This is a genomic window from Paradevosia shaoguanensis (assembly GCF_016801025.1).
Lineage (GTDB): Bacteria > Pseudomonadota > Alphaproteobacteria > Rhizobiales > Devosiaceae > Paradevosia > Paradevosia shaoguanensis.
On sequence record NZ_CP068983.1, the window covers coordinates 4,494,757 to 4,515,233 of the forward strand.

19 protein-coding genes are annotated in these 20,477 nt (G+C 63.4%); 8 read left to right on the forward strand and 11 right to left on the reverse strand.

The annotated features are described in order from the left end of the window. Positions 1–11 precede the first annotated feature (11 nt). Positions 12–1,832, reverse strand: coding sequence for a pyrroloquinoline quinone-dependent dehydrogenase (locus JNE37_RS21810; RefSeq protein WP_203064819.1), 1,821 nt, complete (start codon positions 1,830–1,832; stop codon positions 12–14). 368 nt (positions 1,833–2,200) lie between these two features. Between JNE37_RS21810 and JNE37_RS21815 the strand changes: the two genes are divergently transcribed. Continuing rightward, on the forward strand, positions 2,201–2,638 hold the full coding sequence (locus tag JNE37_RS21815) for a c-type cytochrome (RefSeq protein ID WP_160176262.1): 438 nt from the start codon (positions 2,201–2,203) through the stop codon (positions 2,636–2,638). Between the two features lie 52 nt (positions 2,639–2,690). Beyond that, positions 2,691–3,455 carry a pentapeptide repeat-containing protein gene (locus JNE37_RS21820; protein WP_203064820.1) on the forward strand — a complete coding sequence of 255 codons (765 nt, stop codon included), beginning with the start codon at positions 2,691–2,693 and terminating at the stop codon, positions 3,453–3,455. Between the two features lie 621 nt (positions 3,456–4,076). On the opposite strand, the gene JNE37_RS21825 is transcribed toward JNE37_RS21820, so the two are convergent. The 5 genes from JNE37_RS21825 to JNE37_RS21845 form a co-directional block, all read right to left on the reverse strand. Continuing rightward, positions 4,077–4,391 (reverse strand): EthD family reductase, encoded by a 315-nt coding sequence (locus JNE37_RS21825; RefSeq protein WP_182397512.1) that lies wholly within the window; start codon positions 4,389–4,391, stop codon positions 4,077–4,079. 151 nt (positions 4,392–4,542) lie between these two features. Further along, positions 4,543–5,274: a hypothetical protein gene (locus tag JNE37_RS21830; protein WP_203064821.1), complete on the reverse strand. Its 732-nt coding sequence runs from the start codon at positions 5,272–5,274 to the stop codon at positions 4,543–4,545. A gap of 101 nt (positions 5,275–5,375) precedes the next feature. After that, positions 5,376–6,659, reverse strand: a complete 1,284-nt coding sequence (locus JNE37_RS21835; protein ID WP_035033692.1) for a TRAP transporter large permease — start codon at positions 6,657–6,659, stop codon at positions 5,376–5,378. Positions 6,660–6,668: 9 nt separating this feature from the next. After that, on the reverse strand, positions 6,669–7,166 hold the full coding sequence (locus JNE37_RS21840; RefSeq protein WP_035033693.1) for a TRAP transporter small permease: 498 nt from the start codon (positions 7,164–7,166) through the stop codon (positions 6,669–6,671). 109 nt (positions 7,167–7,275) lie between these two features. After that, positions 7,276–8,253: a TRAP transporter substrate-binding protein gene (locus tag JNE37_RS21845; protein ID WP_035033694.1), complete on the reverse strand. Its 978-nt coding sequence runs from the start codon at positions 8,251–8,253 to the stop codon at positions 7,276–7,278. Between the two features lie 230 nt (positions 8,254–8,483). On the opposite strand from JNE37_RS21845, the gene JNE37_RS21850 reads away from it, so the two are divergent. The 4 genes from JNE37_RS21850 (at position 8,484) to JNE37_RS21865 (ending at position 12,075) form a co-directional block, all read left to right on the forward strand. After that, positions 8,484–9,488 carry an aldolase/citrate lyase family protein gene (locus JNE37_RS21850; protein ID WP_081840575.1) on the forward strand — a complete coding sequence of 335 codons (1,005 nt, stop codon included), beginning with the start codon at positions 8,484–8,486 and terminating at the stop codon, positions 9,486–9,488. A gap of 74 nt (positions 9,489–9,562) precedes the next feature. Next, the gene (gene glxR / locus JNE37_RS21855; protein WP_203064822.1) at positions 9,563–10,450 is read left to right on the forward strand and encodes a 2-hydroxy-3-oxopropionate reductase; all 888 of its coding nucleotides are present in this window, start codon (positions 9,563–9,565) and stop codon (positions 10,448–10,450) included. Between the two features lie 28 nt (positions 10,451–10,478). Continuing rightward, positions 10,479–11,768: a glycerate kinase type-2 family protein gene (locus tag JNE37_RS21860; RefSeq protein ID WP_246513418.1), complete on the forward strand. Its 1,290-nt coding sequence runs from the start codon at positions 10,479–10,481 to the stop codon at positions 11,766–11,768. A 13-nt stretch (positions 11,769–11,781) separates the two neighbouring features. Beyond that, positions 11,782–12,075, forward strand: a complete 294-nt coding sequence (locus tag JNE37_RS21865; RefSeq protein WP_035033697.1) for a putative quinol monooxygenase — start codon at positions 11,782–11,784, stop codon at positions 12,073–12,075. On the opposite strand, the gene JNE37_RS21870 is transcribed toward JNE37_RS21865, so the two are convergent. The 5 genes from JNE37_RS21870 to JNE37_RS21890 form a co-directional block, all read right to left on the reverse strand. Next, entirely contained in the window at positions 12,072–12,872 is an 801-nt protein-coding gene (locus JNE37_RS21870) for a FadR/GntR family transcriptional regulator (RefSeq protein WP_203064823.1), read from the reverse strand. The genes JNE37_RS21865 and JNE37_RS21870 overlap by 4 nt on opposite strands. A 397-nt stretch (positions 12,873–13,269) precedes the next feature. Continuing rightward, positions 13,270–14,487, reverse strand: coding sequence for a bifunctional phosphopantothenoylcysteine decarboxylase/phosphopantothenate--cysteine ligase CoaBC (gene coaBC, locus JNE37_RS21875; RefSeq protein ID WP_203064824.1), 1,218 nt, complete (start codon positions 14,485–14,487; stop codon positions 13,270–13,272). Continuing rightward, the gene (locus tag JNE37_RS21880; protein ID WP_203064825.1) at positions 14,484–15,269 is read right to left on the reverse strand and encodes a carbon-nitrogen hydrolase family protein; all 786 of its coding nucleotides are present in this window, start codon (positions 15,267–15,269) and stop codon (positions 14,484–14,486) included. Before JNE37_RS21880 ends, coaBC begins: the two co-directional genes overlap by 4 nt. A gap of 134 nt (positions 15,270–15,403) precedes the next feature. After that, a complete protein-coding gene (locus JNE37_RS21885; protein WP_203064826.1) occupies positions 15,404–16,591 on the reverse strand; it encodes an exo-beta-N-acetylmuramidase NamZ family protein in 1,188 nt (395 codons plus the stop codon). A 47-nt stretch (positions 16,592–16,638) separates the two neighbouring features. Next, positions 16,639–17,640 carry a LacI family DNA-binding transcriptional regulator gene (locus JNE37_RS21890; protein WP_035095081.1) on the reverse strand — a complete coding sequence of 334 codons (1,002 nt, stop codon included), beginning with the start codon at positions 17,638–17,640 and terminating at the stop codon, positions 16,639–16,641. A gap of 256 nt (positions 17,641–17,896) precedes the next feature. Between JNE37_RS21890 and JNE37_RS21895 the strand changes: the two genes are divergently transcribed. Further along, the gene (locus JNE37_RS21895; RefSeq protein WP_052152648.1) at positions 17,897–19,477 is read left to right on the forward strand and encodes an ABC transporter substrate-binding protein; all 1,581 of its coding nucleotides are present in this window, start codon (positions 17,897–17,899) and stop codon (positions 19,475–19,477) included. A gap of 57 nt (positions 19,478–19,534) precedes the next feature. Then, entirely contained in the window at positions 19,535–20,476 is a 942-nt protein-coding gene (locus tag JNE37_RS21900) for an ABC transporter permease (RefSeq protein ID WP_203064827.1), read from the forward strand. Position 20,477: the final 1 nt, after the last annotated feature.

Genomic DNA, 20,477 nt, shown 5'->3' on the forward strand with positions numbered 1-20,477 from the left:
TGTCAAATTAATTACTTGATAGGTACGGCCGCCTGCGGCTGCTGATTACCCAGCGCGAACACGAACAGATACGAGGAGTGCATCAGGTCCGTGAAACGACGCGGGTGCACGTGCAGGCCGCTGGTCTGGAAGGCCACATACTGGGTGGGGCCGACCGCGAAGGTCATCGGCGGCGCCTTGAGCGGCGTGCCGACGTTGAAGCGCCACAGTTCCTGGAGGGTCTCGTCATTGTAGGCAACGAGATCGCCCGAGGTAAGCGTGGTGAAGATCAGCCCGCCAGCCGTTGCCAGCACGCCGGAACGGATTTCGGTATCGGTCACGACCTTGCCGAGCATCTGGTTGTTGGCAGCGTCAACAGCCGTCAGGCCACCATAGTAGAGGTCGCTGGTGAAGGTGCGGCCCACCATGTTGTTCTTGTCGTCAACGCCCGTGCCGCCGTTCTGGGTGAAGCAGCCTTCCGTGCCGACGGCATAGGAAATCTGCTTGTCCGGATTGAAGGCCGGGGGCTGCATGGCGATACCGCCGTGCCAGGTCGGGCAAGCCACCTTGTTACCGTCACCGCGCAGCATGCGGGTGGCGGGAATGTAGGTCTGCACGGCCAGCTTGGGATCGTATTCGACCGGCTTGCCGGTCTCCTGGTCGATGCCGGCAGTCCAGGTCACCTCGTTGGCGTACTGGCTGGAATTGATGAACTTACCGGTCTGCAGGTCCAGGTTGTAGTAGAAGCCGTTACGGCCGAAGTGGCCGACGACCGGCTTCTTGACCCCGCCGACGTCGAGCGTCTGGATCATGTTGACGCCGTTTTCGTCATAGTCCCAGGCGTCGTTCGGCGTGTACTGGAAGTACCAGTTGAGCTTGCCGGTATCGATGTCGATGGAGACGGTCGAGTCCGTATAGAGGTTGTCGCCCGGACGGAATTCGGCGTCGTAGATCGGAACCGGGTTACCGGTGCCCCAGATCGCGGAGCGGGTCGTCTTGTCGTAGGAGCCGGCCGTCCACATGCCGCCGCCGCCCTTCTGCCAGGCAGTCTGGGCTTCGTCGGTCCAGGTCTCGCTGCCGGGCTGGCCGGGCTCGGGCACGGCGTACCAGCGCCAGATCTCGTCGCCGGTGGCCGGATCGAGGGCCGCCAGCCAGCCGCGCGTGCCGGCATCGCCGGCGCCGTTGCTGACCAGGATCTTGTTTTCGGCTGCGATCGGCTGGGTGATCAGGCGTTCACGGCCACCGAATTCGGTCTCCACCGCCACCTGCTTGTCCCAGACGATATCGCCGGTATCGCGATTGATGGCCACCACGCGCCCGTCCTGCAGGGCGTTGTAGACATTGGTGCCGTAGAGCGCGATGCCGCGGGTGAGCGAGTCATTGCCCTCGTGGTCGATCGCCGGGTCGGACACCCAGAGCAGGTCGCCGCGCTGCGGATTGCGCACGTCGATCTTGAAGACGCGACCCCATTCGGACACCGCATACATCATGCCGTTGTCGACGAGCGGGTTGGCCATCACGTTCGGGCCGTTATTGCCGACCACGTCATTGGCGCCGCCGAGCGACATCGCCCAGACCATCCTGAGATCGCCGACATTGTCGCGGTTGATCTGGTTCAGGCGCGAATAGCGCCAGGATTCCAGGTTGCCGTTCGAGGTCAGCCAGTTCTGTGGTTCATTGATCGCGTTGAGCAGGCGCTCGTTGGTCACGGTCAATGCGAAGTTGCCTTCCGGAATCGGAGCCATTGCCGGCTTGGCGTTCTGCGCCAAGGCCGGAAGGCTCAACACCGACAATGCAACTCCAGCCAGCGCCGCCGTATGCAGCGCGTGCAGACGTACTTGCTTGGATAGCAATTGGTCCCCTCCTAATACTCCCAGCGTCCCGGCGACGTTGCCTGGGCGCCCTCAATCACCAAGGTTTGTTTGGCGAGATCGGATCGTATAGGCGGAGCCCCCCTGCACAACTAAGTTCTGCCCTCGCAGACCTATGTTGAACATAGGTTCTGCTTATTTTTGCAATTGGCGTCGACGGGCGAATACTGGAGGCGCCCATGGGGTGGGCGTTTGCGGCTTATCCCGCTCTGGCGCCAGCAATATTCGCCGGCCGGAGCCCTACGCAAGGCGAGTTGACGACCGGCCCACAATTCCGCAGCTTCTGTGCTCACCGCGAGCAATCCGCCGCCTCGTTCAGCCGACAATTTTCACGCTACTTGGACGTCATCATGGTCTTTGCCAAAATGCTCTCCGTTCGCAACGCCCTTGCATTGGTTGCGCTTTCTTCCGGTCTCGCCGTTGTCTCGACTCTGCCGGCATCGGCAGTCGATGTCGCCTACCCTGCTTCGCAGGCCCGGCAAGGCACTCCGCTCTATCGCGACAACTGCTCGTCATGCCACGGCGACCGGCTGCAAGGCGCCCTCGACGCGCCGCCGCTCAAGGGCGATTCCTTCATGGCGAGCTGGGCCGGCCAGCCGGCCACGGCGCTGCTCGAATACATCTCCACCAACATGCCGCAGGATCGTCCGGGCGCGTTGGAACCGAAGCAATATGCCCAGCTCCTAGCGCTGATCCTCAAGGAAAACGGCGTTGCCGCCGGGGCCGACGATACCCCGCCGATCGCCGCCGATACGCTGGGCGACGCGACCATCCCGGCCGCCAAATAACGACATCATGCAGCGAGGGGCCGGACGGCCCCTCTTTCACGAGGTGAACGGGATGAACGCGGTTGGCCGCTTCTGTGTGACCCTGGTTCTGGCGGGCGCGGCGATCAGCCAGCCCGCCCTTGCCGACCAACGCGCCGATTTTATCGCCGGCATCACCAAGGATTGCCCCGGCTGCGACCTCCAGGGCGTCAACAAGAAGCGCGCCGACCTGCGGGATGCCGACCTTACCGGGGCAAACCTCGAGGGCGCGAATTTTCATGACGCGAAGCTGGCGGGCGCGAAGCTGGCCAATGCTGACTTGCGCAGTGCCAATCTCAACATCGCCGACCTGCGCAATGCGGATCTGAGTGGAGCAAACCTCACGGATGCGATGATCTATGGTGCCCGTCTCGGCCGCGCCAAGCTGGTCGGTGCAACGCTCGACACGGTGCTCGGCCGGACGGTCGACATGACTGGGGCAGACGCGAGCAACGCGACGTTCTTGGGCGCGGATCTGGCGCTGGGGACATTTGCGGGAACGATGTTCGGGGGCGCCAATCTCGGGCGGGCGACGCTCGACGAGGCCAATATGCGCAGCGCGCAGATGGAGAATGCCGATCTGTCGGGGGCGTCGCTGACCTTTGCGACGTTGACGCGGGCCAACCTGGCTGGTGCCAAGGTGGCGGGGGTGGATCTCTATCAGGCGGACCTGCGGGATGCGTCGCTCAAGGGCGCGGATTTGTCGGGATCGCGGTTGTTGCAGGCGACGCTTTCGGCGGAGAGCCTGACGGATGCCAAGCTGGGGTCGACGATCCTGCCGGATGGGACGGTGCGGTAGGGTAGCCTGGGGGCGAGTTTTAGCTGGGAAACTCGGCTGCACCGAAGTCGAGGTGTCGCGGGGCAGTGTGGCTGTTGCCGACGGTTACTGCAGGCGCCGCATACCTCCAATCGTCACACCAACCGCGGAGCTTCGCCGGAATTGATCCGGGGGCTATTGCCACTCTCCACTCAAGTAGCGCCATCCGTGGGCCCCGGCTCTTCGGCCGGGGAAGTACGGGGTGGGGTGGGATTGGATTGGTGGAAGAGATGAAGGGACGAAGGGACGAAGGGACGAAGGGATGAAGGGGATTAGGCGCGTATGGCGGCACAATGTGGTGGCTATCGCTGACGCTTGCTGAAGGCGCTTACCGCCGGCGCATGCTGCTGCCGCTTATCGCCGATGCCCACCGGAGACGCCTAACGCCAGTCGCAGCCCCAACCACGGAACTTCCCCGGACTTGATCCGGGGTCCATTGCCAGCCTCCACCCGAGTGGCGCTATCCGTGGCCCCCGGCTCTTCGGCCGGGGAAGTATGGGGGTGGGTGGGAATGATGGGTGGTGGAGGGATGGAGGGATCGGCGGGTGAGGTGCCAGCTTGCGGCGCGCGACCCGGTTGGTGGCACGGCGCGCCGGAGCCCCCCTACTCCCCGACGACTTCGCTCATCTGCACGATGGGGGCGATGTCGGTGTAGTTGGCGACGTCTGCGACGATCTCGGCGCGGTGGGGACCGAAGGCTGCCTCGAATATTTCCAGGGTGGGCGAGTAGACGTGGCAGGCGGCGACGAATTTTGGCGCGGTTCCGGATTCCTGGCCTACAAGGCCCCGGTCGATCTCGTAGCGGAGGCACGCGTCGCCGAGCCGGGTCTGGATCAGTGGCAGGTGGCTGGTGCGGTAGTAGTCGTGATCGAACTTCGTGCCGCCGTCGGCCGGATAGTAGACGCTCATCTTGATCATGGTCGGGCTCCTGCCTGAACGCCTCTTCGGTCGTTCGCGGGGCCGTTCTAGCTCACCGACTCGCGGGGCGTATAGAGGTTTTGGCGGAAGCTCGCGGTGGAAGTGCTTGAGCTTACTGGGTTTGTTCCGGCATGCGCGGCGACGGCAGGACCTAGGGCTTCAGCAATCGGACTTCGGCGCGGGTGACGCTCTCGAACTGGCCCTGGGTCAGTTGGCCGGTATGCGGATCGCGGGCGGCCTGGCCGGGTTTGCGCAGAAGGCGCTGTTCGATGAGGTAGCGGAGGCTGTCGCTGTCGCGCTCGCAATCGAGCTTTAGGAACTGGCCGCCGACGGCGGATTCACCTGCGCCCTTGGGCAGCTTCTCGCAATTGTCGGCGACGGAAATCTTGAACTGGCTGGCGAGATAGGAGGCCAACAGGTGGTGCTCGGCGCGCGGGCGCAGGTTGACCCATTCGTTGTCGATCTGCTTGGCCGGGCGTGGATCGGTGACGATGCGGATGCCTTCGAGGATACCGTTGTCGTCGAAGAGCGCCGAGGTGACGATGGGGAAGGACTTGTCGACCGTGCCGACGTCGCGAGCCACGCGGATATCCTGGTGGGCTCGGGCAATGTATTCGTCCTCGTCGTCATATTCGAAATAGACTTCATGGAGGCCGTCGGCGTCTGCCGCGCAACGCTTGAAATCCTGCCAGCCGGCGATGGGCTCGAGCGGCGGGCCGCCATTGCTGCCACAGGCGTAGCCCTTGAATTCGAGCCAATCGGGCATGTCGGCGACGGCGGTGCCGGGCTTGAGGTCCCAGACGGTCATGCGGGCAAAGGCCGGCGCCGTCGAAAGAGAAAGGGCGAATACGCAAGAAATCGCCAGAACAGTGCCAAGTCGCATGTTTCCCTCCCGTCGACGGCTCAGGCCAGGAGCTTAAGGGACAAGCGCAAGGCCTGTGAAGAGAAGAGTGGGCCGGAAGGGATATCCGGCCCACAAGTTACCTAGCGATGGTTCGGGTAAACCCAATCGCGTAGGAACGTCGTGATCGGCGGGAAATAGGTGATGATCATCAGGCAAATGAGGATCACGACCACGAAACCGATCAGCTTGGAGATGATGTGGTCGAGCGAGATGCCGGCCACCTGGCATGCCGCGAAGAGGTTGACCCCGAACGGCGGCGTGATCATGCCGAGCGCCAGGTTCACCACCATGATCAGGCCGAAATGCACCGGATCGACGCCGAGGCTGATGGCGATGGGCGCCAGGATCGGGGCCAGCACGATGACGGCCGAATTGGTCTCGATGAACATGCCGATGAAGAACAGCGCGACGTTGACGCCCAGCAGGAAGATGGCGGCGCTGTCGAGATGGGTCGTGAGCCAGCCGGCGAGGATGGTCGGCACGTTGGCGCGGGTGATGAGGTAGCTGAAGACGCCGGCATTGGAGATGATGAACATCACCACCGAGGTCGAGATCACCGACTTCTTGAGGATCGGGCCGATATCGGCGAGGCGCAGCTCGCGATAGAGCAGCATGCTGACCACGAGGGCGGCGAAGACCGCGACGATCGAGGCTTCGGTGGGCGTGGTGGCGCCGCTATAGATGCCGCCGAGGATGACGACCGGCAGCAGCAGCGCAGGCAACGCGTTCCAGAAGGCGCGGAAGAACGGCAGGCGCCCTTCCCTGTCGAGCTTGCCGTATCCCTTTACCCGCGCGGTGATCAGCACATAGGCCATGAGGGCGGCGCCGATGAGGATGCCGGGGCCGAAGCCGGCCACGAAGAGCTCGCCGACGGACACCTGAGCGGTGACACCGTAAAGGATCATCGGGATCGAGGGCGGGATGATGACGCCGAGCTCGGCCGAGGTCGCCTGGAGGGCAGCCGCGTAGTTGACCGGGTAGCCGTGGCGGACGAGCGCCGGGATCAGGATGGCGCCGATGGCGAAGGTGGTGGCGATCGAGGAGCCGGAAATGGCGGCGAAGAGCATGCAGGTGAGCACGCAGGTGGCGGCGAGGCCGCCCTGGACACCGCCGACGATGGACTTGGCGAAATCAACGAGGCGCTGCGAGATGCCGCCGCGCTCCATGATGTTGCCGGCCAGGATGAAGAAGGGGATGGCCGCCAGCGGAAACTTGTCGATGGCGCTGTACATCTCCTTGGGGAGAATGAGGAACGAAGAATGCGACACGTAGAGCGCCACGGTGTTGGCCAGGCCGATCGAGACCGCGACCGAGATTGAAAAGGCGAAGCATACGCACATCGCCACAAGCATTGCGATTGGCATGTCGGCCCCTCAGGTAGCGGTTTCGAGTTCTTCGTGGCGTGGATCGAGGTAGTTGCCCACCATGGCCACCATTGCCAGAACGCAGCCGAGCGGCAGCGAAATATAGGCCCAGATCATCTTGAGCGGCTCGAGGCCGATAATGGTCTGAACGTTGCCGGCGACGAGGCAATACTGCACGCCCCACCAGGCCACGAGGCCGAGGAAGAAGAGCGTGACGGCCAGGATCAGGATATCGAGCTTGGGCCGGAACCAGTCGGGCGCCTTGCGGTGCATCAGATCCACCGAGATCATCGCGCCGCGCCGGAAGGCGGCGGGGATGCCGAGGAACACCATCCAGATCAGCAGGATGCGGATGGTCACCTCGCTCCAGGGCGTGGGAATCTTGAATACGAAGCGGGTTACGATCTGCAGCAGGCCGATGCATGCCGCGATGGCGAAAAGCGCGCACGCAACCCACATGGCTCCATGCGTCAGCTGGCGCTCGAAGCGCAGGAACGTCTTTCTCATCTGTCTATCTCGGATGGAGCAGGATTAGGGGCCGACAGAGCGGGGAGCCTGCCGGCCCACCCGGTGGCATCGGGGAAGAATCGATGCCATCGAGCATGGGTTGGCCGGATCAGTTTCCGGCGGCCTGAAGCTCGTCGAGCTCGCTGCCGAAGCGTTCCTTGAACTTGGCATAGACCGGGGCCAGCGCATCGACGAACTTCTGCTTGTCGATATCCTCGATCACCTCGACGCCCTTGGACTTGAGGTATTCGATGCCCGACTTCTCGTCCGCATCGACGCGGGCGCGGTTGGCGACGACGCCAGCCTTGGCGGCTTCCGAGAAGGCCTGCTTGTCCTCGTCGGACAGGGCCTGCCACTTGCCCTCGTTCATGAGGAAGACGGCTGGCGAGAAGACGTGGCCGGTCATCGACACGTATTTCTGTACTTCGTCGAAGTGGTTGGTGATGATGACCGAGAGCGGGTTTTCCTGGCCATCCACGACGCCCTGCTGGAGGGCGGTGAACACTTCGGTCAGCGCCATCGGGGTCGGGCTGATGCCGAACTGCTCATAGGCCTGGATGTGGATGGGGTTTTCCATCGTACGCATCTTGAGGCCGGCCAGATCCTCGGGATTGCGGATCGGGATCTTGTTGTTGGTCATGTTGCGGAAGCCGTTGTCGCCCCAGGCCAGGGCATGGAGGCCGTGGCTGTCGAACTGGGCGAGCAGCTTGTCGCCGATCGGACCGTCGAGCGCAGCGCGAGCCGTGGCGTAATCCTTGAAGAGGAACGGCACGTCGAGCACCGAAACTTCGGGCACGAAGTTCGGGATCGGGCCGGTCGAGGTCAACGTCAGATCGAGCGTGCCGAGCTGCACGGCCTCGGTCGCCTCGCGTTCGGCGCCCTGAGAGCCGTTGTAGAAGGTCTCGACCTGGTAGCGGCCCTGGGTGCGATCCGCGACTTCCTTGGCGAACGTGTCGATCGCGATGCCGAAATGGGAATCCTGCGGGAACGGGATGGCGATACGCATCACCTCCTGCCCCTGCGCCTGTGCGGCGAGCATGCCGGCCAACAGAGCCGCCGTCGCGACTGCAACCTTACTCAGATTCATGTGCTCCTCCCTATGGTGATCCGGCATCCAAGTTCATTCCTCCGCCGGTATCGCCCGACCGTAAACAAAGTAATCACAGTGTCAATTGCAAATATTGATCGTCATATAATACTACTAAAGGCAATACTCTCCACTCTATTATAATACAAAACAGATAATACTTGACCTCACTAATCCGGACTGCCTAGACATCATTTTGCGAATACATTTTTCTCTAGGGAGGACATCTGATGAGGAACGCTTTCGTAGCCGCACTAGCGTGCTCGGTCGCTCTGGCGGCCATGCCTTTGAGCGCCAATGCCCAGGATGCCAAGTTCCCGCTCGCCGCGGCGGCGGGCCAGAACAGCGGTGCACAGGCCACCCCACTGGACGGCGCCACCAACCAGGGCGCCTTCGACAAGACGACCTGGAAGTACGGCACGGCCTGGGACGTTGAAGGGGAGGTTCCGATCTGGAACCCGGTCAAGCTCAAGATGATGCGCGGCGAGAAGGTTACGGGCGGCACGGTCTTTGCCGGCACCGACCCCGAGACCTACTGCGCCATGGCCAATTCCGGCTACGACTTCATCTGGGTCGAGATGCAGCACAATGCCAAGTCGTGGGAATCGGTTGCCCGCATGTGGGCCGCCTGCCCCTTCGCCAAGGCGGTGCCGGGCGTACGCGTGGCCTATACCGATGAACGCGAAATCCAGCATGCGCTCGACGCTGGCGCCCTGGTGCTCGTGCTGCCCACGATCGACAGCGAGGCGGAAGCCATCGAAGCGCGCGACTGGGCCTTCTTCCCGCCGATGGGACGTCGCAGCAATGGCGGCGGCCAGGCCTTCGGCAAGGACATGTGGGGCGGCGTCCCGGGTGGCTATCGCCAGACCATCAACGCCAATCTCGTCTTCATCCCGATGATCGAGACGCTCGACGGCCTGCAGGAAGCCGCGCAGATCGCCAAGGTCGACGGCGTGGACGGTATCTTCGCCGCCAGCGGCGATATCGGCAACTTCTCGGGCTACAAGCAGGGCGACCCGGACTACGAACGCCTGATCAACATCGTCCATGACGCGGCGATCGATGCAGGCGTGCGCGTCTGCGGTCCCCTCGCCTGGCGTGACCGTCCGGACTTCACCTGCTTCCAGGCGGGCTCGGAAAGCGCAGCGATCGGTCGCGGCGTCAAGGAAGAGCTCGGCGACCTCATGGATACGCAGGGCAAGCCGGAAGTCGGCCCCTTCGCCCGGGTCGACTGACCTCAGGCAAATAACGCGCATGCCCCCGCCGGGGCATGCGCCATTCCAGTTTCAGACCCGAGGGAGAGAGCAGGATGAAGGTTGGGTTTATCGGCCTGGGTACAATGGGACGGCCAATGGCGGGTCACATCATCGACGGAGGCCATCAGCTGGTGGTGTTCGACAAGGTGGCGCCCCCGAGCGAGCTGGCAGCCAAGGGCGCCACGTCGTGCTCGTCCTCGCGGGAAGTGGCTGAGAATGCCGACGTCGTCATCATCATGGTGCCCAATACACCCGATGTCGAAGCGGTGCTCTTTGCGGAAAACGGCGTGGCCGAAGGCCTGTCTGCGGGCAAGACCGTCATCGACATGAGCTCGATCTCCCCGATCGCCACCAAGGAGTTTGCCGCCAAGATCGCCGCGCTCGGCTGCGACTATCTCGACGCACCGGTTTCGGGTGGCGAGATCGGCGCCAAGGCGGGCTCGCTCTCGATCATGGTGGGCGGCTCGCCCGAGAGCTTCGACCGGATCAAGCCGCTGCTCGACCTGATGGGCAAGAACATCACGCTGGTGGGTGGCGTGGGCGATGGCCAGACCGCCAAGGTCGCCAACCAGATCATCGTTGCACTCACCATCGAGGCTGTGGGCGAGGCCCTGCTCTTCGCTTCCAAGGCCGGCGCCGACCCGGCACGCGTGCGCGAGGCGCTGATGGGCGGCTTTGCCTCCTCGCGTATTCTCGAAGTGCATGGCGAACGCATGATCAAGCGCACGTTCGATCCCGGCTTCCGCATCGACCTGCACCAGAAGGATCTCAACCTGGCGCTCGAAGGGGCGCGGCAGCTCAAGATGGCCCTGCCCAATACGGCGAGCTGCCAGCAATTGTTCAGCGTCTGCGCCGCGCAAGGCGGGTCCACCTGGGACCATTCGGCCATGGTTCGCGCGCTCGAACTCATGGCGAACGCCGAAATCGGCCAGAAGCACTGAGCGCCGGCCTCTATCAGGGAATACCGTTGTGCCTTCGAGTGAAAACGGCCTCATCGCGCCCGTGCGTCCCGCTGTCGGGGAACGGCCGAGCGACAAGCAGATCCTGCACGAACTGTTCCACGCCGCGCTGAACGCGGCGACGCCGGAGGGTAAATTCGGCGGCATCCTGCCCCACCCTCCCAAGGGACGCACCATCGTCATCGGCGCCGGCAAGGCGGCGGCAAGCATGGCGCGCGCCTTCGAAGACGCCTGGGGCCACCCCTGCGAGGGCCTCGTGGTGACGCGCTACGGGCATTCGGCCCCTACCCGGCATGTCGAGGTCGTCGAGGCGGGGCACCCCGTGCCGGACGATGCCGGCATGGCGGGAGCGCAGCGGGTGTTCCAGCTCGCGTCCTCGGCAGGCGCGGACGATCTCGTCGTCTGCATGATGTCGGGCGGCGCTTCTGCCCTGCTGACCATGCCCTATCCGGGCATTTCGCTGTCGGACAAGCAGGCGATCACCTCGGCCTTGCTGCGCTGCGGCGCGCCGATCAGCGCCATCAACACGGTGCGCAGGTCTCTCTCGGCCATCAAGGGCGGGCGCCTCGGCGCGGCGGCGATGCCAGCCAAGATCGTGACCTACCTGATTTCCGACGTGCCGGGGGATGCTCCGGCTACCATCGGCTCGGGGCCGACCATCCTCACACCGTCGACGCCGGATGCCGCCCTCTCCATTCTCGACGAATACGAGATCGCGGTGCCGGAAAGCGTACGGAGCGCGATCCTGCGCAATCGGGTGCCGGATTCGACGCTCGGTAGCGGGGAAATCCATACGATCGCAACGCCGCGCATGGCGCTCGAGGCCGCGGCTGCCAAGGCGCGCGCCATGGGGATCGAACCGATCATCCTGGGCGACGCCATCGAGGGAGAGGCGCGCGAACTCGGCATCGCCTTTGCCGGCATTGTCCGATCGGTGCTGACGCATGCCGATCCGGTGCGAAAGCCGTGCGTGCTGCTTTCGAGCGGAGAGACCACGGTTACGTTGCGCGGACGGGGACGCGGCGGGCGCAACACGGAATTCCTGCTGTCGTTGCGCCATCAGTTGCGCAATACGCCGGGTTTTGCGGCGATTGCCTGCGATACCGACGGGATAGACGGATCGGAAGACAATGCGGGCGCCTGGATCGGGGATATCATGCCCGACGATCCGCTCGACCTGACGCGCAGCTATCTCAACAGCAACGATGCCTACAGCTATTTCGAGCGGATCGGACGACTGGTGGTGACCGGCCCTACCCTCACCAATGTCAACGACTTCCGCGCCCTGCTTGTTCGCTAGAAGAGGATAAAAGATGATCGCACTGAATGTGATCTATACGGTCCGCGATGGGCATATGGACCAGGTGCTTTACTTCCTGGACCTGATGAAGACTTTCGTCATCGAAAATGAACCCGATTGCCTGACCTACCAGGTTTCGCGCTCGCGCGACGATGCGAACACGCTGCTGCTCTATGAGGTCTATCGCAGCGACGATGCGGTGACGGCCCATGGCAACACGCCGCATTTCGACAGCATCATCAAGAAGGAGGTCATTCCGCGCCTCGAAAACCGGGTGCGGTCGACCTTCGACGTGGTGATCGGCTAGCCGTGAATCTGTAGCGGCATGGTGATGGTCACCGGTTCGGTGGCCAGCTTGCAATGCGCATTCTCGATGCCTTCCCGGATGACCTGGGTCATGGCCGAACTGGCCGTGACCGGATCGTGCGCGGCAATGGCATCGAGCACCATGCGGTGGCGCTCCAGCGACATACGCAGGCGTTCCTGGCTATCGACCGGCGCGCTGATGCGGAACGAGCAGAGGATCGCCGCCTCGATCACGCTGCTGAAGGACTGCATGAACGGATTGCCCGAGGCGACCAGCACCTGCTGGTGGAAATTGAGGTCGGGCTCGGCATAGCTTTCGCGCGAATGGCGGCCGGCGCTCATGCCCTCAAGGGCCTTCTGCATCCGCTCGATATCGGCCCGCGTGCGCCGCACGGCCGCCAGCGCGGCAGCGGCTGGCTCGAGGGCCTGACGGACCTCGTAGATCTTGACGAGAAACTCGTGATCGACACCCAGCTCGACGCGCCAGGCGAGGACCTGGGGATCGTACATGTTCCAGTGGCTGGCGTGCAGCACGCGGGTGCCGACCTTGGTCTTGGAGACCAGAAAGCCCTTGGCCGTCAGAGTCTTGATGGACTCCCGCAATGCAGTGCGCGAAACGCCGTAGCCGTCGATCAGGTCGGTTTCGTGGGGCAGCGTTGAATCCGGCGGGAAGACGCCCTTGAGGATCTTGAGGGCGATATCGCGCGTCACCAGGGCATGGGCCGAGCGGATATGACTATCCGCATGCAAACGGGGAAACACCGCCGTTCCGGCCAGCACCGATTGATGGATCGTCATCAACCCCTCCTCACTCCTCCACCGCCCTTTAATTCGACCCTTATCTCCGGAGGAATGGAAGTATATAAAATGTGTTTTAGACCATAGGAAAATCCAAAAGCGATAAACTTAGCAAATATTGCAAATTTGTTGCCCGTATACCGCGCATATCGTCTTTTAATATTACTAATTAGACTAAGGACGAACGAGACACCGTAGAGAAACAAATGACGTTACGGAGCCTGATCTCAGCGTCCTGAAACGATAACAGCCAGCCGACGGGGGTCGACTGGCTGGTTGATGCACAGAGGGAATGCGTTGCGAGCTAAATTCTGCGTGCGGTAGGATTCCGGCAGACGGGGCGACGGCAGGCGCTCAAGGCCAGGCCCATCGAGCCGGGCCGGCGCGGCGGCCTCCCCTAGGACCGGGCGAAGAACGTGCTGATGCGGCTGACGATCTGTTCTGCGATCTCGGCTTTGCTGCCTGCCCCTATGTCCTCGACGCCGTTGCTGCTCAGCAGGTGCACGTGATTGCGGTCGCCGCCGAAAACGCCGGCGTCGCTGGAGACGTCGTTGGCGAAAATCCAGTCGGCGCCTTTTGAGCGGAGCTTGGCGCCGGCATTTTCGATGACGTCGCGGGTTTCGGCGGCGAAGCCGATGACGAGGCGCGGGCGCTGGGCGTGGTGGCCTATGGTCGCCAGGATGTCGGGGTTGCGGGCGAAGTGGAGCGTCAGTTCCTCGTCGGGGCCACCGGATTTTTTTATCTTGTGCTCGGCAATCGCGGCGGCCCGCCAATCGGCAACGGCGGCAACGAAGATGGCGCCGTCGGCGGGGAGCGATGCCAGTACGGCGGAGAGCATCTGCTCGGCAGTTTCTACGTGAGTGACCTCGACGTGGCGCGGGTCCGGGAGGGTTACCGGGCCGGACACCAGACGAACCTTGGCCCCGGCGTTGGCGAGTGCCTCGGCGATGGCGTGCCCCTGCTTGCCCGACGAGCGGTTGGAAATGAAGCGAACCGGGTCGAGGGACTCTTCGGTGGGACCGGAGGTGACGACGAAGGACAGGCCGGCCAACGGCTGGCTTTTGGGCGCCAGAAGCTGGCTGGCCGCTTCGGCGATGGCGAGCGGTTCGGCCATGCGGCCAAGGCCGGACTCGCCGGCCTCCGCCATCTCGCCGACTTCGGGACCGACGAAGCCGATGCCGTCCTGTCGCAGGGCGGCGATGTTGCGCGTGGTGGCGGGGTTGGCCCACATCTTGGGGTTCATGGCCGGCGCCACCAGCGCGGGCCCGCTCCGTGCCAGAAGGATGGCGGTGGCCAGATCACTGGCCAGGCCGTGGGCCATTTGCGCCAATATGTTCGCGGTGGCCGGCGCGACGATGATGAGGTCGGCTTCGCGGGCGAGGCGAATGTGCCCGACATCCATGCCGGTGATGTCGTCGAAAAGGTCGGCTGCTACCGGCGTTCCGCTGACTGCCGCGAGCGTCGTCGCGCCGATGAACTTTCCGGCGGCCTCGGTCATCACGCAGCGCACGGAAGCGCCGCGCTCGCGGAGGCGGCGAACCAGGTCGGGAGCCTTGTAGGCGGCGACGCCGCCTGCGACGACCAACAGAATGTGCTTGCCCTGAAGCGTCATCATTGCATCTCCCTCACCCGCGCGATTTCAAAACCTCGCGCCCTCTGGTCGGCACGCAGGAGCCGGCAGGCCTCAAGATCGATGTCGAAAATGCCGACCTGCCGCCGCCCAACGAGCTTTAGAAGGTTCGACGGTTCGGACGGATCGGGGTGAGCTAGGCCGGCGACGCCGCTACTGGGGTAGCGGCCGTACCCCGTGACTGGATGAGCCCAATCGCTGACCGCGACGAAAGCCGCCTGCTCGAAAGCGCGGGCTATCATGGCGTGGCGCCAGCGCGCCCTGGCCATGACGGGGCTGCTCTTTCGGCTCACGGTGAATGCCGGGACGAACAGAATCTCAGGCCGCGCGCGGAGACCCTGGAAGGTCTCGAGGTGGAAGAAATCTGCGCAGATCGCGGCGAAGCACTCGACGTCGCCGATGCGGAAACTGACGCCGCCCTGCCCCTTGGCATCGGAAACGACGCGTTCCGCGCCATAGGGATTTGCCTTGGAATATTGGGCGATGATCTCGCCATCCGCGTTGGCAATGACGCCACGGTTGATGATCGCGTCGCGCTCCGTGACGAAGTGGCTGCCCCCGATGACGTGGCAACCGAATTCCCGAGCCATTGCGGAAACATCTCTCAGATATTCGTCCGCGGTCGCCCCTTCGCCTACGAGTTCGGGCAGGACAATGGCGTCATGAGCGTCGCCGACGAAGCCTGCCTTGTGGAGCAGGCGGCCGATCTGCCGGATGTTCGATTGATCGTTCGCCTTCGTCTTCGGCTGCGTGAGAACGACCCTCATTCGACTGCTCCGCTATCCCCGAGAATTGTGTGCTCGAAGGCGCGCAGACGGTCGATCGCGGTCGGGCAATTCTCTTCGCATAACAGATCATGGCGGGGTTGCCCATTGCTGGCGGCAACCCTGCAACACGAGCGCTATGGGTAGAGTAAGAACGGCCGCATGCGCTCCGGCCAATCGACAGGGCCGGTCAGTTTTTTCATTTCGGCGATGAATTCCGGAAGCGGCACGTCGAAGATTTCCTCGGCGCCTTCGATCCCGAGCAGCAGGTCGAGATGCTTGGTGCCCGAGGGGTTCACGTGGGTGGGATAGGTCGCCCACTGGAATTCGTTCGGGTGAAGATCCCTGACGATCTTGACGAGCAGCATGCCGATATCGAGAGGGCGGAAGTTGGCCGGGTCGGCGACGTGGAGCATCAGGCCGTTGCACTTTTGGCCGACGAACTTGCCCTCGGTCGGAGTGAAGGTGATTTCGCGCGCGGCTACGCCCTCGGCAATCTCCGGCACCATCGCGTTGAACTGCCTGGCAGCCTCTTCTGCCAGCAGCCATGGGGCTCCGATCACGCGGAACGGGGTAGCCGTGCCCCTGCCCTCGCTGCAATTGGTGGCTTCGAGGAGGCAGAGCCCCTGGTAGAGCAAGGCGGACTCGAAAGTGGGAATCGCGGGCGAGAGGGGGACGAACGAGTTCATCCAATCCGTAAAGACCATTTCACGGCGCCAATTGAGGCAGGGCACCACTTCGAGCCGGCAGTTGATATTCCGGGAGGCGTTGAAGTAGCGGGCGAGTTCGCCGAGCGTGCTGCTGTGCCTTATGGGAATGGACCAGCGGCCGATGAAGCTGCTGCAATGCGCCTCGTCCAGGAGCGGGCCGGCGGCCAAGGCAAAATTGCCGGACAAGGGATTGGGCCTGTCGGCTATGACCAGCGGCACGCCGAAGCGGGCGCAGGCTTCGAGCACGTGCGACATCGTCCAGAGGTAGGTGTAAAACCGGCTGCCGATATCGGGGATGTCGAACAGGACGAGGTCCACGTCTTCCAGGTCGGCCTGCGCCGGCGCCAGCTTGTCGCCATAGAGGCTGACGACTGGCAGGCGCGTCAGGACGTCCACGGAGTTCTTCATCGCATGGCCGTCGGCGCCGGTCGTGTCGAGGCCGTGCTCGGGCGAAAACAGCTTCACGACATTGAAGCCCTGCCGAAGCAGAGCCACCCGGGAGGGAGCAAACCGGCTGGTGGTGGCGGCGTGGTTTGTGACCAGCGCGATGCGGCTGGTTCTCCAATCCGGCTTTTGCGCCAGAAGAGTATCGATCCCGAGAACTACATTATTCATCTAGAAGAATTCCGAACGGCCAGGCACCTGGCGGAGCTGAGGAGGCGTCAGATCTGGCGACAGGATTCGCGGATCTGGAGGCGTGGCGGGATGCGGATGACCTGGGGCTCTCCGGCTTCGCCGGCAATACGGGACATCAACAGTTCCGAGGCCCGGGCGCTGATCGTGGCGATATCCTGATGCAGCGAGGTGATGCTCGGCGCCCAGCCTTCGGCCGGGTGAAAACCATCGAAGCTGATGACCGAAACATCATGCGGGACACTTAGCCCGATATTCTTGAGGCCGGCCATCGTGCCCAGGAGTTGGGCGATGTTGATGCAGGCGATGGCGGTCGGCGGGCTGGGCATGTTCATCAATTGCTGCACGGCGGTGAAGGCATGGTCGAACTTGTAGCAGGACCAGCGTACCAGGTCCTCGCGGATGGGGACGCCGGCTGCGACCATCGTCTGGCAGAAGCCTTCGAAGCGCTCGTCGGAAGGCGAAATGCCGGGGCGGCCGACAAGGAAAGCGATGTCGCGATGGCCGAGCGTGAGCAGATGCCGCGTGACCAATTGGGCGCCGAGGTGGTTGTCATCGACCACGGCATCGAAACGGCTATCCGCGATCAGGCGGTCGACGAGGACGGCAGGCGTTCTGATCGCAGCGGAGAGGCGCTCGGGATAGTCCGGGCCGTGGCTGGTCGGCGCGACGATGAGGCCGGCCACGCGATGAGCCGAAAACAGCTCGATCTCGCGAAACTCGCGCTCGGGGTCGTCCTCGTTGCTGGCGAACAGCATATTGTAGCCGCGATCGGACAGCGCCGACTGCATTGCCTTGGCCAGATGCGCGGCCCAGGGCGTGGCGATGTCCGGCACGATGAGGCCGATGGTGTTGGAGACCCCCTTGCGCAGGTTGCGCGCCACCGGATCTGGGTGGTAGCCCGCCTCTTCGACGGCGGCCCAGACACGCGCGCGCAATTCCTCGCTCACCGGCGCGGTGCCGTTGAGCGTGGCCGATACGGTGGTGATCGAGACCTTGGCTATGCGCGCGACGTCGCGAATGGTCGACATGCAGTACTCCGAAACCAGCCTCTTCAATCGCACGCAAAACGTTTCGTCAACGTCAACAGCGCTGAATAGCCGATGATTTCCGGGAGAATCCCGTCCCCTCATCGCGTCTGCGGGACTTGCATCATAGCCGGATGCGCGCTAAACACAAAACGTTACGCGTTATAAAAATCGATACGATATAGCTATCGAGAGCGAATACGATGCAGAAAGCGCGTAACGTTTTGTGTCGCCAAGCTGGCGATTGGGAGGGAGCTCAATGAAACTGAAATCACTGGCCGTGGCGGCCTTGACCGCCTCGCTGATGCTGGGCAGCACGTTCGGCGCCGTTGCCGAGGAAGTGCTGCGACTGCGCATGAATGGCGACATCAATTCGGTCGATCCGATCGCCACGACCAACTTCACCATCCGCAACAGCGCATACCTGATCTACGACACGCTGTTTGCGCTCGATGCCGACTTCAAGGTGCAGCCGCAAATGGCTGAAGGCTATACGCTTTCGGACGACCAGCTCACCTATACGATCACGCTGCGCGACGGCCTCAAGTTTCATGACGGCAGCCCCGTTACCGCTGCCGACGCGGTGGCGTCGCTGGAGCGCTGGGGGAAGGTCGACGGGCTGGGCAAGATTCTCTTTTCGAAGGCCGCCTCGCTTACTGCCACCGACGACAAGACACTCGTGCTGCAGATGAAGGAGCCCTGGGGGCAGGTGTTGCCGGCGCTGGGCAAGATCTCATCCAACGTGCCGTTCATCATGCCCGCGCGCCTCGCCGCCAACGACCCGACCGTGCCCGTGACCGAGCCGATCGGCTCGGGGCCGTTCAAGATGAAGGTGGACGAGTGGGTGCCGGGCAGCGTGGCCGTCTACGAGAAGTTCGCCGATTATGTGCCGCGCCCCGAGCCGGCCAGCATGGCGGCAGGCGGCAAGGTGGCGAAGTTCGACCGGATCGAAATCCGCTACATTCCCGACTCGTCGCAGGCGGTGGATGCGCTGCTCAATGGCGAAATCGACTGGATCGAGGATGTGGCGGCCGACCTGATCCCGCTGTTCGACGGCTCGGACACGGCGCATATCTTCGCCAATCCGCAGGCCGGCAACAGCCTGCAGCTCGTGGTCAACCACCTCAACCCGCCGTTCGACAATCCCAAGGTGCGCGAGGCGTTGCAGTGGGCGCTCGAGCCGACGCCGTTCATGCAGGCGATCTTCGGGGAGCAGACGCAGCTCTACCAGATCTGCGTGGCGATCTTCTTCTGCGGCTCCCCCTATGAGAGCACGATCAATACCGACCGGATCATGACGCGCGATCCGGCCAAGGCAAAGGCGCTGCTGGCGGAGGCGGGATATGACGGCACGCCGGTTTTCCTGCCGCATGTGACCGATATTCCGTTCCATGACCATGCCTATTCGGTGCTCAAGCCGATGCTTGAGGAGGCCGGATTCGCCGTCGACGAGCAGATGACCGACTGGGCCTCGGTTTCGACGCGCCGGGCCAGCAAGGAGCCGGTCGCCAATGGTGGCTGGAACGTCTTCTTCACCGGCTGGGGCTATGTCGACCAATCCAACCCGATGACCAACGTCTACGTCGCCGGCGCGGGCAAGGACGGATGGTTCGGCTGGGCGGATTCGGCGGAACTCCGCGACCTGCGTACGCAGTTCGCTGCAACCACGGATGCGGGCGAGCAGAAGGCGCTGGCCGAGAAGATGCAGTCCGTGGCCTATGACCTCGTGCCGTTCGTGCCTCTTGGGCAGGCCTCCCTCGCCCAAGGCGTCGCCTCCAACCTCGAAGGCTTCATCGACAGCCCGGTTCCGTTCTTCTGGAATGTGAGCCGCAAGCAGTAAGCTTGATCCGCAAGGCCGTCCGGGTTCGCCCGGGCGGCCGTTTCGAGGAGGTCGTTCGTGTTTGCCTATCTAGCTGGCCGGGTGCTCTCGGCCATCCCTATCCTTGTGCTGGTTGCGGTCTTCATCTTTTCGCTGGTGAACCTTACGCCCGGCGACCCTGCCCTGCTGATCGCGGGCGATAACGCCACGCCGGCGCAGGTCGAGCAGATCCGCGAGCGCCTGCACCTCAACGAACCGCTGCCGACACGCTTCGCCATCTGGGCGGGCAACGCGTTGCGGCTGGACCTGGGCGTGTCGATCTATTCGGGCCAGCCGGTGACAAGGCTCATCGCGCAGCGCATCGAGCCGACCTTCGTGCTGGCGACGGTGACGATCATCATCACGGTGCTGATGGCGGTTCCGCTCGGGGTGGTTGCCTCCTGGAAGGCGAATAGCTGGATCGACCGGGCGATCATGGGCTTTGCCGTGCTCGGCTTTTCCGTGCCGGTCTTCGTGATCGGCTACCTCCTCGCCTATGTGTTTTCGGTCAATCTCAAGTGGTTTCCCGTGCAGGGCTATAGTCCGCTCGCGGACGGGCCGCTGGATACGCTGCGCAGCGTGACGTTGCCGGCGGTTGCGCTGGCGATGGTTTTCGCCGCGCTCATTGCGCGCGTCACGCGGGCGGCGATGCTGGAAGTGCTCAACGAAAACCATATCCGCACGGCGCGGGCCAAGGGCCTGCCGACCTCGCGCATCCTCATCGTGCATGCCTTGAAGAATGCCGGCGTGCCGGTGGTGACCGTCATCGGCATCGGCCTAGCCACGCTGGTGGGCGGAGTGGTGGTGACCGAGTCCGTGTTCAACATTCCGGGCATCGGGCGGCTGACGGTCGATGCAATCACCCGCCGCGACTACCCGATCGTGCAGGGCGTGATCCTTTTCTTTGCCGCCGTGCTCATCATCATCAACGTCCTGGTCGACATGAGCTATGCGCTGCTCGACCCGCGCGTGAAGGGCTGAG